The following is a 13212-nucleotide window of genomic DNA, read 5'->3' as shown; positions in this document are numbered from 1 at the left end:
TTATGAGCTGTATATTTTGTAAGATAATAAATGGAGAAATACCATCAAGTAAAGTTTATGAAGATGATAAAGTTTTAGCTTTTAATGATATAAACCCAGTTGCTCCACTTCATGTTTTAGTGATACCTAAAAAGCACTATGAGTCTATATTAGATATAGATGAAGAAAATATGGAAATAATAGCACATATTCATAATATAATTAATAAAATAGTTAAAGAAAAAGGATATGATGAGACTGGATTTAGAATAATAAACAACTGTGGAAATGACGGTTGCCAAGAGGTTAAGCATATTCATTATCATGTATTAGCTGGAAAAAAATTAGATTGGTACGATGCTGAGAAATAGTTTATATAAATTAAAAAATTAATGGATTATTCACAAAAATACTTGAAAAAATAAAAAGATTAGTTTATAATAAACAAAGTGTGAGGTTGTAATGCATATTGTGCAGATATAATCGAGTTACAGTCCCAGCATAATTTGCGCTATCGGAGGGAGGGAAAAAGAATGTCAGAAGTAAGAGTAAGAGAAAACGAAACATTAGACAGCGCTTTAAGAAGATTTAAGCGTTCATGTGCTATGTCTGGCATAATGTCTGAAGTAAGAAAAAGAGAACACTATGATAAGCCAAGCGTAAGACGTAAGAAAAAAGCTGAAGCTGCAAGAAGAAAAAACGCTAAGAAATAATTTTTGTAGATAAGAGGTGAAGGGATATGTCCCTTAAAGCAAAGTTGCAAGAAGACTTAAAACTTGCTATGAAAAACAAAGACACAGTTAAAAAATCTGTTGTTACTTTAATAAGAGCTGCAATCAAACAGCAAGAAGTTGATACTAGAGAAGAACTTGATGATGACGCTATTATAGATGTAATAACAAAACAGTTAAAGCAACGTAGAGATGCAATGACTGAATTTGCTAAAGCATCAAGAGATGATTTAGTTCAAGAGGCTGAAGCTGAGATTGAAGTATTAATGGAATACCTACCTCAACAGCTGAGCAAAGAAGAATTAAACGAGATAGTAAAAGAAACTATATCTGAAGTAGGAGCTACTTCTATGAAAGATATGGGTAAGATCATGGCAGCTATAAAGCCGAAAACAAAAGGTAGAGCTGACGGAAAAATGATAAACGAGTTAGTTAAATCTAACTTACAATAGATAAAAAAACCTAGAGTATATGCTCTAGGTTTTTTGCGTTTAAAAAAAGTGTTTACTTTGTCCTAAAAGTAGTAATAATATTTTATGTTTGTACATATTTATAAATTAAATAAAGGATAAAGGAAGGGTGAATTGATTGATCATATCTACTAAAGAAATTAAAAATTTTATAATAAGTGTATGTATACCTCTCATAATAGGCTTTTTGAGTAGTCATATAGCTGAGTTTATAAGCAATACAACTTCTAGTGCTTATTACGCAGAACTTATAAAACCAGGATTTTTTCCACCATCATATATATTTCCTATAGTGTGGACTATATTATACATACTAATGGGTGTATCAGCCTATTTAATAACAAAACAAGGAAGAGAAAATCTTAAAGTAAGAGATGGAATGTTTTACTATTACTTACAATTAGGACTTAACTTTATATGGTCTATATTATTCTTTGGAGTGGGTCTTAGATTTACAGCTTTAGTTGTTATAGGATTAATGATACTTGTAGTTACAGCAATGATAATTAAATTTGCAAAGGTTGATAAAAGAGCAGCTTATTTGAATTTACCATATTTAGCTTGGCTATTTTATGCATTCTTTTTAAATTATGTTATATGGTCAATAAATAGATAGTATAAAGAAAATAAAAGCCAGCTTGGCTTTATTTTTTTTGAAAAGTGAAAAAATCCTAAATAAAAGTCTCCAAATTCATGTCTTAAACATAGTATTATATATGGCTTACTTATTGATAAAAGTAATTAAAACTATAATGGGACATAGAATATACTAAGGGGGTAGTTTTATGATAGAAGTTCCAACTGATTTACAAGTTAATCAACCAACGGTAACAATACTTAGCAATACATTTATAAACATAGAAAATTATAAGTCTATTTTGGAATACGATGTAAACTTAATAAAAATAAAAACAAAAGTAAATACAGTAAAAGTATGTGGGGATAAGCTGTATTTAAAATATATTACGGATACGGAAATCGGAATAAAAGGAATTATATATAGTGTAGAATACACTACATAGAGGGGGAGTTACTTTTGATAAGTTATATTAGGGGATACTATGTGATAACTGTAGAGGGGTTAAATACAGAAAAATTATTAAATACTCTTATAAGAAACCAAGTTAATATATATGATGTAAAAAGGTTATCAAATACTAAAATTGAGTTTAAGGTAGATAGAAAAGACATAAGAAAGTTAAAAAATATATACAGAAGCAATAAATTTGATGTGAAGGTAAAACAAAAGATGGGATTGCCTTTTTTAGCAAGAAAAATATATAGACACAAAGGAATGTGGATTTGTGCTATAGTATCATTATTTTTATTGATGAGTACATCGCTATTTGTTACTGATGTGTATATTCAAGCACCAGAAGGAATAGATAAGACTTCGGTAAGAAAAGAACTAGAAAAGGCTGGAGTCAAACCTGGAGTTTATAAAAAAAGTATAGATAGAAAAGAAGTTCGTGACTATATTATGGGCGAGTTTGATGATATAGCGTATGTATCTATAAATGTTAAGGGAACGAACATATTTGTTACAGTAACAAAAAAAGATGAATCTTTAAAGGAGAAAAAAGAAACGAATTATTGTAATGTAATTGCCAAGAAAAATGGTATAATAGATAAAGTAATACCAAGAAGTGGGAATCAAGTAGCTAATGTTGGAGATATAGTTAGAGAAGGAGATGTATTGGTTTCAGGAGCTAATACAAAATCTATCCCAGAAGTTTGGGCGGTTACCTTTTATGAATCTAAGCAAACTGCAAATTACATAGAACAAACGAAAGTAAGAACAGGAAACAAAAAGACTGTATATACTTTAAGCTTTTATGATAAAAAATATACATTTAGAAGAAGTATAGATTACAAAAATTATGAAATCGAAAATAAAGATTATCAGCTAAAATTAGGTGATTATACTTTTCCATTAAAAATAAAAGCAAGTACTTTCCACGAAGTTAATATAAAAGAAGTTAAGCAAGATAAAGAAGAAGTTAAGGAAAGTTTAAAGCAAAAAGCACTTAAGGATTTAGAGTATAAAATACCAGTAGATGCTAGATATAAAGATGTTAAACATCAATATAAATTAAAAGATGATAAATTAGAATACATAGTAACTGTAGAAACGTTAGAAAATATAGCTAAGGTTCATTCATTAAGTAAATCAGAAGCCGAAGAACTTATAAAACAAGAAAATGAGGATAAAGAGGAAAGTGAAGTTCCTTCAAATCCTGATAAAAGACCTATAAATGATATAAGAAATGATTTTGAGGATATGAATAAAGATAAAGAAGAAAAGGATAAAGACAAAAAAGAAGAATCAACATCATGAATCTAAGGAGGCAAAAATTGATAGTACAAAAGAGCTTTGAAATAACAGATGATAGATTTGAAAGAGAACTATTTGGCAATTTTGATGAAAATATACAGATTATAGAAAGTAGTTTAAATGTAGATGTAATTTTAAGAGAAGGTAACATAGTTTTAATAGGGCAAACTAAGAATGTAGATAAAACTATAGAATTTATAAATGAGCTATATAAAAATTTCCAAAAAGGAAAGACTTTAGATAAACAAAGTATTACCTATGCGATAGGATTATTAGAAGAAGGTAATGAAGAAAGATTAGAGGAATTAGAAGACGTTATAGCAGTAACTAAAAAAGGGAAAGAAGTAAAGCCAAAAACATTAGGGCAAAAGCATTACTTAAACCTTATTAGGAATAATGATATAACATTAGGAGTTGGACCTGCTGGAACTGGTAAAACTTATCTTGCAGTAGCTATGGCAGTTAGAGCATTTAAAAAAGATGAAGTAAATAGAATTATATTAACTAGACCTGCTGTTGAAGCAGGTGAAAGTTTAGGATTCTTACCAGGAGATATGAAAGATAAAGTTGATCCATACTTAAGACCTTTATATGATGCATTATTTGACATGTTAGGTGATGAAAAGTGTGCTAAATACCTAGAAAGAGGTATAATAGAAGTAGCACCACTAGCTTTTATGAGAGGTAGAACATTAGATAACGCATTTATCATATTAGATGAAGCACAAAATACAACTCCAGAGCAAATGAAGATGTTTTTAACAAGACTTGGATTTGGGTCTAAGGCCGTAGTTACAGGAGACTTAACTCAAATAGACTTACCAAGCAAAACTAAAAGCGGACTTATACAAGCCATGCATGTATTAAAAGATGTAGATGGTGTTGGTATAAATAAATTTACAGAAAAAGACGTTGTAAGACATGAGTTAGTTCAAAGAATAATAAAGGCATATGAAAAATTTGATGAACAACAAGAGTTAAACAAAACGTCTAATGACGAAAGAAACAGAAGAAGAAAATAGGAGATGCATTATGGAAATTATATTAGATGACAGACAAGATAAAATAAAAGTAAAACAAGAACTTTTAGAGAAAATTCATGATATAGTAGTAGAATGTTTATATTATGAAGGATACGATGATAACTATGAGGTAAGTTTATCTTTTGTTGACAACGAAGAGATACATGAATTAAACAGAGAATACAGAGGAGTAGACAGAGCAACAGATGTTTTATCATTCCCTCTTTTAACTGATGAATTTGATATTGAAATAGAAGAAGAATCTTTAGGTGATATAGTTATATCGCTAGAAAGAGCATTAGAACAAAGTGAAGAATATAATCACAGCTTTGAAAGAGAAGTATGCTTTTTAGTATGTCACAGTATGTTCCACTTATTAGGATATGACCATGATACAGAAGAAAATACTAAAGATATGAGAAAAAGAGAAGAAGCCGTACTTAATAAGCTTAATATAACAAGGGAGTAAATTTATGGGTAAAAAGAGCCGTAAACAAGGAATAATTAAAGCGTTTAATGCAGCTATTGCAGGTATATTATATACTTTTAAACATGAAAGAAATATGAAAATACATTACTTTGTAGCTGCAGTAGTGCTTGTAGCCAGTTTATTCTTTGAACTTACAAAAATAGAGATGATACTATTGCTTTTTACGATAAGTTTAGTTGTAATATCTGAAATGTTTAACACAGCTATAGAAAAAAGCGTAGATATGATAACCGATACTTATCATCCACTAGCAAAAATAGCAAAAGATGTTGCAGCAGGGGGCGTTTTAATCGCAAGTTTAAATGCCTGTGTAGTAGGATATTTATTATTTTATTCTAAGATAGAATCAATAGGAGAGCCCGTATTCTTTGCTATAAGAAAATCTCCTATTCATGTTACACTAATATGTATAGTATTAGTTTTAATAGCTGTTGTAGTGGTTAAATCACTAACAGCGACTGGAACTCCACTTCAAGGAGGTATGCCAAGCGGACATTCAGCACTTGCTTTTGCACTTGCTACACTAGTAACCTTTATGACGGAAAGAGTTGTAGCATCTACTATTGCATATATTATGGCTGGGTTAGTTGCTCAAAGTAGAATAGAAGGAAAGATACATACTTTTTGGGAAACTGTAGCAGGAGGGTTACTTGGTATACTAGTAGCTATGTTAGTTTTACAAATAGCTCAATATTAAAAAGTGGGAGATTTATCCCACTTTTTTTGAAAGTAAATAGAAATATACTTTTTTCTTTAATTTTATTTTGGTATAATGTAATGTACTACTTAAAAATATTAAGGTACAAGTGGCCTTTAATGGAGGTTAAAATAGATGAACAATAAAGAATTATTAGAAATAGCAGAAAAAGCAAGAGAGCACTCTTATTCACCATATTCAAACTTTAAAGTAGGAGCTGCACTTTTAACTAAAAGTGGAGAGGTTTTTACAGGATGTAATGTAGAATGTGCATCATATGGAGGTACAAATTGTGCAGAGAGAACTGCGATTTTTAAAGCTATATCTGAAGGACATAGAGATATAGAAGCTATAGCAGTAGCTAGTACTAATTCAGAAAAAAATGAACCAACATATCCTTGTGCTATATGTAGACAAGTGATAATAGAATTTGGGCCACAAATAAGAATAATAACTGGATACTCAAAAGGAGATATACAGGAGCATACTATAGGAGAATTAGTTCCACACTATTTCTCAGGTAGTGACTTTAAATAAATAATAAAGACAAAAGACAAATTGAAAAGAGGAATTAATATGTTTAAATCAGGATTTGTTAGTATAGTAGGTAGACCAAATGTTGGGAAATCTACTCTTATGAATAGTGTTGTAGGAGAAAAAATAGCTATAATGAGTGATAAGCCTCAGACTACAAGAAACACTATACAAGCAGTTTACACAGATAAAGAATGTCAAATGGTATTCTTAGATACACCAGGTATTCACAAACCTAAAAATAAATTAGGAGAGTTTATGGTTAAGTCAGCAACAGATGCATTCAAAAACGTTGATGTAGTTTTATACGTTGTTGACGAGTCTAAAAAAATAGGACCTGGAGACAGAATGATAATAGAAAGCTTAAGAGCTATAAAAACTCCTAAGATATTAGTATTAAATAAAATAGATATGTTAAGTGAAGAAGAATTATTCAATTTAATACAAATGTATGATGCAGAGAATGTATTTTCTGAAATAGTTCCAATATCAGCATTAAAAGGAAAAAATACAGACAGATTACTAAAGGTAGTAGAAAGATACTTAGAAGAAGGACCTCAGTACTTCCCAGAGTACATGATAACAGACCAACCGGAAAGAGTATTAATATCAGAACTTATAAGAGAAAAAGTACTTCACTATGTTCATGATGAAATACCTCATGGAGTAGCTGTTGAAATAGAAAGAATGAGAAAAAGAGAAGATAAAGATATAATAGATGTATCTGCTGTTATATACTGTGAAAGAGATTCACACAAAGGTATAATAATAGGTAAGAATGGTAGAAAATTAAAAGGTATAGGAAAATCAGCCAGAGAAGAAATAGAGTTATTATTAGGTTCTCAAATTAACCTTCAAATATGGGTTAAAGTAAAGGAGAACTGGAGAAATCTACAAAGCTTTATAAACAACTTTGGCTATACAGATAAATAGTAAAAGGTGGGTTTTATGGATAATAAAGAAGAGCATTCCAAATATTTATTAAGTCAAGTAGAAAGTTTAATTGAAAATAATAAAATTTTAGAGCTAAGAGAGTTAATTGAAGAATATCACGATAGAGATATTTTTGATATATTAGAGCGATTAGATGAAGACAATCAGGTAAAATTATTTGAAATATTACCTATAGATACAGCTGCATCAATACTTGATGATGCAGATTCAGAGTTTTTTAAACATATACTTTCTAAAGTAAGTACAGAGCATAAAATTAATATACTAGAGTTAATGTCACTAGATGACATGGCTGATATATTAGCGGATTTAGAGGAATTTGAAAGAGAAGAAATAATAAATCTTTTAAATCAAGAAGATGCTCAAGACGTTAAAGAACTGTTAATATATGAGGAAGAGTCAGCTGGAGGTATAATGACAACTGACTACATATCTATAAATAAAGATATGACTGCTAAAGAAGCTATAGCATACATGAGAGAACATGCTGTAGATGCAGAGACTATATATTATATATACGTAGTAGATAATGATGAAAAGCTAGTAGGTGTATTATCTTTAAGAGAACTTATAACTGCTAGAGATGACAGTATAATAGAAGACTTAATGAGTGAAAATATAATATCTGTATTTGTTGATGAAGACAGAGAAAAAGCTGTTAAATTAGTTTCTAAATATGATTTAATAGCAATACCAGTTATAGGTAGAGATCAAACCTTAAAAGGGATTATAACGGTAGATGACGTTATAGATGTAATTGAAGAAGAAGCCAGTGAAGATATGTATAAATTTGCAGGGACTTCTGAACAGGAAAGAGATATAATAGAACAAAGCAATGTAGATCCAAAGGATCAAGTTATATCTTCTGTAAAAGCAAGAATACCTTGGCTTGTAGTTACTTTAATAGGAGGATTTATAGCTACTTTAATACTATCTAGATTTGAGTATGTGATAGATTCTAAATACTTCCCATTAATATACTTTATACCTGTAGTTACAGGTATGGGAGGAAATATAGGAACGCAAGCATCAGCACTTACTGTAATGGCTTTATCTAATAAACATTTAAACTTTAAAAATGTTTTATTAGAAGGTTTAGTAGGAGTGTTTACAGGAATAATTTGCAGCTTAATTATAGGTATAGCTACATATGTTTTTGTCAAGGATATAAATATAGTTTTAATAGTTTCTTTATCATTATTTATAAATATGATAATTGGAGCTATGATAGGGTCTTTTGTACCTATGTTATTTAAAAAATTAGAGGTCGATCCATCAACGGTGTCGGCTCCGTTAATAGCTACAGCCCTTGATATAATTGGGATGAGCATATATTTTATTACTACAACAATTATATTGTCAAAAATTGTCTAAGAACTTCATGCATTTTTTCCCCCTTTCTTACTAAAAATATAGTATAAGCGTAAGAAGGGGGTTTTTAAAAATGAACAATTTGTGTTGGGAAGTTTTTAAAAAAACAGGAAGTATAGAAGCGTATCTATACTTGATGAATAGCACAAACATAAATGAAAGAGATGAAACTATAAACAGGGAGATAGAATTGGACCATGATAATTTTGAACACCCAGGGGATAGTACTACGATCAGCGAGATATAAAGAAAATGATTTAATATTAACTATATTCACAAGAAAGCTTGGGAAGGTATCAGCTATAGCAAAAGGAGCTAAGCGAAATAAAAGTTCTTTACTATCTTCATCCCAAGTTTTCTCCTATTCTAACTACACCTTAAAAAAACAAGGTAATATGTATAGAATAAGTCAAAGCGAGACTATTAAAAGTTTCTACAACATAGCATATGATATAGATGCCTTTTCATATGCTACATACATAACGAGCTTAGTAGAAGGATCTATATATGAAAATCAAACTAATAATAGATTATTTGTACTATTAGCTCAAACACTTTATCTATATACTCAAAAAGATAATGATAAAGAATATATAACTAGAGCATTTGAACTTAAATTTTTAGACTATATAGGGTTTAAACCTATAGTCAATAAATGTGTAAATTGCAATACCATTAATCTTAAAAACAGTGTATTTAATGTTGATGAAGGTGGTATACTATGTGAAAAGTGTAAAGTAAATCATGTATATAATTTTAAAATTGATGCAACAACAATAAAACTTATGGATTATATATTTAGAAATGATATCTTAACATGTAGCAAAGCAAAAGTTTCTAAATATATAGTAAATGAGCTAACAAAAATATTAAAAGTATATATTCAAGTTTACATTGACAATGCAAACCTAAAGTCATTACACTTATTACAGGGAACAGAATATAACAAGGGAGCTGATAATAATGACTGATATAACATTAGAAAAAATAGATCAAATATTAGAAAGAGTTCCAAATGCTACTTACAAAGAGGCAAAAGAAGCTTTACTAGTTACTGATGGAGATATATTAGATGCAATAATATATTTAGAGCAAAATAAAAAAGCTACAAAAGTTAAAACTAAGGCTAAAGCTAAAGTAGAAAATGCATTAGGAAAAGACACTGAAGAAATAAAAACTCAACTAAAAGAAATGCTAAAAAGAAGCAATGTAATAAGAATAGTAGTTGAAAAAGACGATAAAATAATAATGAATATACCACTAACAGTAGGTGTTGTTGGTGTAGCACTAGGACCATTAGTTACATTAGTAGGTCTTTCAGCAGCTGTAATAGGTAAGTTTAATATAAAAGTTGAAAATGAAGAAGATAAAACAGTTGTAGATTTAGGTGAATTAACTGAAGAAAAATTAAATATAATAAAAAATATGTTAACAAACACTGCAAAGGATGTTACTGATGTAGTTAAAGATAATAAAAAAGATGAAAAAGATATAACTGATGAATTAATACAAGAAGAAGAAAATGATGATGTAATCAAATACTAATCAAAGTATTGACAATACTGTAGTCAAGTGTATTGACAAATTTTGATTAGTTTGATATTCTAAAAGTTAGAAAATAACCATTTAATGGCCTTTCGTGTAGACGAAAGGCTTTGTTTTTAATATAGGAGGTATTCGTATGAATTTTCAAAATATGATACTAACATTACAAGGTTACTGGGCTAAGCAAGGATGTATAATGATGCAACCTTACGATGTAGAAAAGGGTGCAGGAACAATGAACCCTAATACATTCCTTAGATCTTTAGGACCAGAGCCTTGGAAAGTATGTTATGTAGAACCATCTAGAAGACCTGCAGATGGTAGATATGGTGAGAATCCTAATAGATTATATCAACATCACCAATTCCAGGTCATATTAAAGCCATCTCCAGACAATATACAAGAATTATACTTAGGAAGCTTAGAAGCTATAGGAATAGATACAAAAGCACATGATATAAGATTTGTTGAAGATAACTGGGAAGCAACAGCAGTTGGTGCCTGGGGACTTGGATGGGAAGTTTGGTTAGACGGTATGGAAATAACTCAGTTTACTTACTTCCAACAAGTTGGTGGTATCGAGTGTGAGCTTGAAACAGGAGAAATTACATATGGTCTTGAAAGACTTGCAATGTACATTCAAGAAGTTGAGAGTGTATATGATTTAAAATGGAACGATGAAATAACATATGGTGAAGTATTCAATAGAGCTGAATATGAAAACTCTGTATACGCATTTGAAGAGTGTGATGCAGATATGTTATTCAATTTATTTGATGTATATGAAAAAGAAGCATTAAAACTTATGGACAAAGGACTTATAACTCCAGCATATGATTACGTGTTAAAATGTTCTCATACATTTAATACTTTAGATGCTAGAGGAGCTATAGGTGTAAGTCAAAGAGCTTCATTTATAAGTAGAGTTAGAAACATGGCTAGAACAGTAGCTAAAGCTTATGTAGAATTAAGAAAAGAAATGGGATATCCACTTTTAAAGGAAGGTGACAAGTAATGAAAAATTACCTTTTATTTGAAATAGGTGTTGAGGAATTACCAGCAAGATATGTAAACTCAGCAATGGAACAATTAAAAACTAATGTAGTTAAAGCATTTAATGAAAATAGAATAACTTTTGATGAAGTTAATGTATACTCTACACCAAGAAGATTAACAGTTATAGCAAACAATATATGTGAAAAGCAAGCAGACTTAGAAGAAGAATTAAAAGGACCTGCTAAGAGAATAGCTGTTGATGCTGATGGAAACTTTACTAAGCCACTTTTAGGATTTATGAAAAGTAAAGGTATAAAAGAAGAAGATTTATACTTTAAAGAAGCTGGTAAAGAAGAGTACGCTTTTGGTAAAATAAAGCAAGAAGGTAAATTAACAAGTGAAGTTTTACAAACTATACTTCCAGAGGTTATAAAATCTATGACATTCCCTAAAGCTATGCGTTGGGGTGGAAAGAACATGAGATTTATAAGACCTATAAGATGGATGGTTTGTATATTAAATGATTCACTACTTAACATAGAATTAGAAGGTATAGTATCATCTAATACTACAAAAGGACATAGATTCTTAGGACAAAGTGAATTTGAAGTAAATACTTTAGATGAATACTTAACTAAGTTAAAAGAAAACTTTGTAATATTAAACCAAGATGAAAGAAAAGAACTTATAAAGAACCAATGTGAAGATGTTGCTAAATCTTTAGGTGGAGAAATAGAATTTGATGAAGAGTTATTAGAAGAGGTAACTCACTTAGTAGAATACCCAACAGCTTTCTATGGAGAGTTTGATGCGGACTATGCTAAACTTCCAAAAGAAGTTGTTATAACTCCTATGAAACAACATCAAAGATACTTCCCAGTATTAAAAGATGGTAAGTTACTTCCAAACTTCATAGCTGTTAGAAATGGTGACAGCCATATGATAGAAAATGTTAAAAAAGGTAATGAAAAAGTTCTAGAAGCTAGACTTGCAGACGCATTATTCTTCTACAAAGAAGATACTAAGAAGTCTTTAGAAAGTTACATAGAAAAATTAAAAACTGTTGTGTTCCAAGCTAAACTTGGCACAGTATATGATAAATCTTTAAGAATAGAAAAATTAGCTAACAACATATTAGATAAATTAAATGAAGAAGCTATAAAAGAAGATACGCTTCGTGCAGCTAAGTTATGTAAAGCTGACTTAGTTACAGGAATGGTATTTGAATTTACAGAACTTCAAGGTGTAATGGGAAGAGAATACGCAAAAGTAAGTGGAGAAAATGAAAATGTAGCAGAAGCTATATTTGAACACTACTTACCAAGATTTGCAGGAGATATACTTCCTCAAACTAAAGCAGGTATTGTTTTATCTATAGCAGACAAGCTAGACTCTATAGCAGGGTTCTTTGCAATAGGTATACAACCAACAGGTTCTCAAGATCCATATGCACTTAGACGTCAAGCATTAGGAATAATAAATATATTAATGGATAATAATTTAGATATAAGTTTAAGAGAACTTGTAGAGTTAACTCTTGATAACTACTCATTTATAGAGTTTGATAAAAATGAAGTTACAAATCAAATAATGGAATTCTTCAAGGATAGAATAAAGAACTTATTTAGAGATTTAGGTATAAGATATGATGTTATAGATGCTATATTAAGCTCTAATATAGATGATATAGCAGATATGCATGCAAGAGCTGTTGCTCTAAACTCATGGATAGATAAAGGTGAGTTAGTTGAAATGTTAACTGCATTTAACAGAGTTGCAACTTTAGCTGAGAAAGCTGAAAGTGATAAAGTTAGCATAGGCTTAATGAAAGAAGAAGCTGAATTTAACTTATACCAACAATTCCAAGAAACACGTTCTAATGTTGAATACTTACTAGCAGATAAAGAATATACTAGAGCATTAGATGCATTTGCATCTTTAAGACCTGCAATAGACAATATGTTTGATTCTGTTATGGTAATGGATAAAGACGAATCTATAAAGAATAATAGATTAGCTATATTAAAACAAATATATGATACAATGTTAAATATTTGTGACCTATCAAAGATAGTATATAAGTAATCT

17 protein-coding genes are annotated in these 13212 nt (G+C 29.7%); all 17 read left to right on the top strand.

Annotated elements, in window-relative coordinates; all coding sequences use genetic code 11:
* Window positions 1–2 precede the first annotated feature (2 nt).
* The 17 genes from ACEXNK_RS11160 (at window position 3) to glyS (ending at window position 13209) form a co-directional block, all read left to right on the top strand.
* Window positions 3–350 (top strand): histidine triad nucleotide-binding protein, encoded by a 348-nt coding sequence (locus tag ACEXNK_RS11160; protein ID WP_373598617.1) that lies wholly within the window; start codon window positions 3–5, stop codon window positions 348–350.
* Window positions 351–512: 162 nt separating this feature from the next.
* Window positions 513–692, top strand: coding sequence for a 30S ribosomal protein S21 (rpsU, locus tag ACEXNK_RS11155; RefSeq protein ID WP_021125460.1), 180 nt, complete (start codon window positions 513–515; stop codon window positions 690–692).
* Window positions 693–718: 26 nt separating this feature from the next.
* Entirely contained in the window at window positions 719–1162 is a 444-nt protein-coding gene (locus tag ACEXNK_RS11150; protein WP_373598616.1) for a GatB/YqeY domain-containing protein, read from the top strand.
* Window positions 1163–1298: 136 nt separating this feature from the next.
* Entirely contained in the window at window positions 1299–1796 is a 498-nt protein-coding gene (locus tag ACEXNK_RS11145; protein ID WP_373598615.1) for a TspO/MBR family protein, read from the top strand.
* A 169-nt stretch (window positions 1797–1965) separates the two neighbouring features.
* Window positions 1966–2202, top strand: a complete 237-nt coding sequence (locus ACEXNK_RS11140; RefSeq protein ID WP_373598614.1) for a YabP/YqfC family sporulation protein — start codon at window positions 1966–1968, stop codon at window positions 2200–2202.
* Window positions 2203–2216: 14 nt separating this feature from the next.
* Window positions 2217–3518 carry a sporulation protein YqfD gene (yqfD, locus tag ACEXNK_RS11135; protein ID WP_373598613.1) on the top strand — a complete coding sequence of 434 codons (1302 nt, stop codon included), beginning with the start codon at window positions 2217–2219 and terminating at the stop codon, window positions 3516–3518.
* Window positions 3519–3535: 17 nt separating this feature from the next.
* Window positions 3536–4537: a PhoH family protein gene (locus ACEXNK_RS11130; RefSeq protein ID WP_373598612.1), complete on the top strand. Its 1002-nt coding sequence runs from the start codon at window positions 3536–3538 to the stop codon at window positions 4535–4537.
* Window positions 4538–4547: 10 nt separating this feature from the next.
* Complete coding sequence (gene ybeY, locus ACEXNK_RS11125) at window positions 4548–5006, top strand: rRNA maturation RNase YbeY (protein WP_373598611.1); 459 nt, start codon at window positions 4548–4550, stop codon at window positions 5004–5006.
* Between the two features lie 4 nt (window positions 5007–5010).
* Complete coding sequence (locus ACEXNK_RS11120; RefSeq protein WP_373598610.1) at window positions 5011–5724, top strand: diacylglycerol kinase; 714 nt, start codon at window positions 5011–5013, stop codon at window positions 5722–5724.
* A gap of 135 nt (window positions 5725–5859) precedes the next feature.
* A complete protein-coding gene (gene cdd / locus ACEXNK_RS11115) occupies window positions 5860–6261 on the top strand; it encodes a cytidine deaminase (RefSeq protein ID WP_373598609.1) in 402 nt (133 codons plus the stop codon).
* A gap of 39 nt (window positions 6262–6300) precedes the next feature.
* Window positions 6301–7191, top strand: a complete 891-nt coding sequence (gene era, locus ACEXNK_RS11110; RefSeq protein ID WP_373598608.1) for a GTPase Era — start codon at window positions 6301–6303, stop codon at window positions 7189–7191.
* A 15-nt stretch (window positions 7192–7206) separates the two neighbouring features.
* Window positions 7207–8586 carry a magnesium transporter gene (gene mgtE, locus ACEXNK_RS11105; protein ID WP_373598607.1) on the top strand — a complete coding sequence of 460 codons (1380 nt, stop codon included), beginning with the start codon at window positions 7207–7209 and terminating at the stop codon, window positions 8584–8586.
* 70 nt (window positions 8587–8656) lie between these two features.
* A complete protein-coding gene (locus ACEXNK_RS11100) occupies window positions 8657–8830 on the top strand; it encodes a YqzL family protein (protein ID WP_373598606.1) in 174 nt (57 codons plus the stop codon).
* The gene (gene recO / locus ACEXNK_RS11095; protein ID WP_373598605.1) at window positions 8781–9554 is read left to right on the top strand and encodes a DNA repair protein RecO; all 774 of its coding nucleotides are present in this window, start codon (window positions 8781–8783) and stop codon (window positions 9552–9554) included. The genes ACEXNK_RS11100 and recO overlap by 50 nt, the downstream gene beginning before the upstream one ends.
* Window positions 9547–10128, top strand: coding sequence for a DUF4342 domain-containing protein (locus ACEXNK_RS11090; protein ID WP_373598604.1), 582 nt, complete (start codon window positions 9547–9549; stop codon window positions 10126–10128). Before recO ends, ACEXNK_RS11090 begins: the two co-directional genes overlap by 8 nt.
* A gap of 136 nt (window positions 10129–10264) precedes the next feature.
* On the top strand, window positions 10265–11143 hold the full coding sequence (glyQ, locus tag ACEXNK_RS11085) for a glycine--tRNA ligase subunit alpha (protein ID WP_373598603.1): 879 nt from the start codon (window positions 10265–10267) through the stop codon (window positions 11141–11143).
* Window positions 11143–13209: a glycine--tRNA ligase subunit beta gene (gene glyS, locus ACEXNK_RS11080; protein WP_373598602.1), complete on the top strand. Its 2067-nt coding sequence runs from the start codon at window positions 11143–11145 to the stop codon at window positions 13207–13209. Before glyQ ends, glyS begins: the two co-directional genes overlap by 1 nt.
* Window positions 13210–13212 lie beyond the last annotated feature (3 nt).

The organism is Paraclostridium bifermentans (assembly GCF_964259345.1).
Classification (GTDB): domain Bacteria; phylum Bacillota; class Clostridia; order Peptostreptococcales; family Peptostreptococcaceae; genus Paraclostridium; species Paraclostridium bifermentans_B.
The sequence above is the reverse complement of the archived record's forward strand: the minus strand, read 5'-3'. Positions and strand labels throughout refer to the sequence as shown.

What these genes read in the sequence shown, in the direction of transcription:
- ACEXNK_RS11160 (WP_373598617.1), top strand. Translation starts at nt 3, where the DNA reads ATGAGCTGTATATTTTGTAAGATAATAAATGGAGAAATACCATCAAGT.
- rpsU (WP_021125460.1), top strand. Translation starts at nt 513, where the DNA reads ATGTCAGAAGTAAGAGTAAGAGAAAACGAAACATTAGACAGCGCTTTA.
- ACEXNK_RS11150 (WP_373598616.1), top strand. Translation starts at nt 719, where the DNA reads ATGTCCCTTAAAGCAAAGTTGCAAGAAGACTTAAAACTTGCTATGAAA.
- ACEXNK_RS11140 (WP_373598614.1), top strand. Translation starts at nt 1,966, where the DNA reads ATGATAGAAGTTCCAACTGATTTACAAGTTAATCAACCAACGGTAACA.
- ybeY (WP_373598611.1), top strand. Translation starts at nt 4,548, where the DNA reads ATGGAAATTATATTAGATGACAGACAAGATAAAATAAAAGTAAAACAA.
- ACEXNK_RS11120 (WP_373598610.1), top strand. Translation starts at nt 5,011, where the DNA reads ATGGGTAAAAAGAGCCGTAAACAAGGAATAATTAAAGCGTTTAATGCA.
- cdd (WP_373598609.1), top strand. Translation starts at nt 5,860, where the DNA reads ATGAACAATAAAGAATTATTAGAAATAGCAGAAAAAGCAAGAGAGCAC.
- era (WP_373598608.1), top strand. Translation starts at nt 6,301, where the DNA reads ATGTTTAAATCAGGATTTGTTAGTATAGTAGGTAGACCAAATGTTGGG.
- mgtE (WP_373598607.1), top strand. Translation starts at nt 7,207, where the DNA reads ATGGATAATAAAGAAGAGCATTCCAAATATTTATTAAGTCAAGTAGAA.
- ACEXNK_RS11100 (WP_373598606.1), top strand. Translation starts at nt 8,657, where the DNA reads ATGAACAATTTGTGTTGGGAAGTTTTTAAAAAAACAGGAAGTATAGAA.
- recO (WP_373598605.1), top strand. Translation starts at nt 8,781, where the DNA reads ATGATAATTTTGAACACCCAGGGGATAGTACTACGATCAGCGAGATAT.
- ACEXNK_RS11090 (WP_373598604.1), top strand. Translation starts at nt 9,547, where the DNA reads ATGACTGATATAACATTAGAAAAAATAGATCAAATATTAGAAAGAGTT.
- glyQ (WP_373598603.1), top strand. Translation starts at nt 10,265, where the DNA reads ATGAATTTTCAAAATATGATACTAACATTACAAGGTTACTGGGCTAAG.
- glyS (WP_373598602.1), top strand. Translation starts at nt 11,143, where the DNA reads ATGAAAAATTACCTTTTATTTGAAATAGGTGTTGAGGAATTACCAGCA.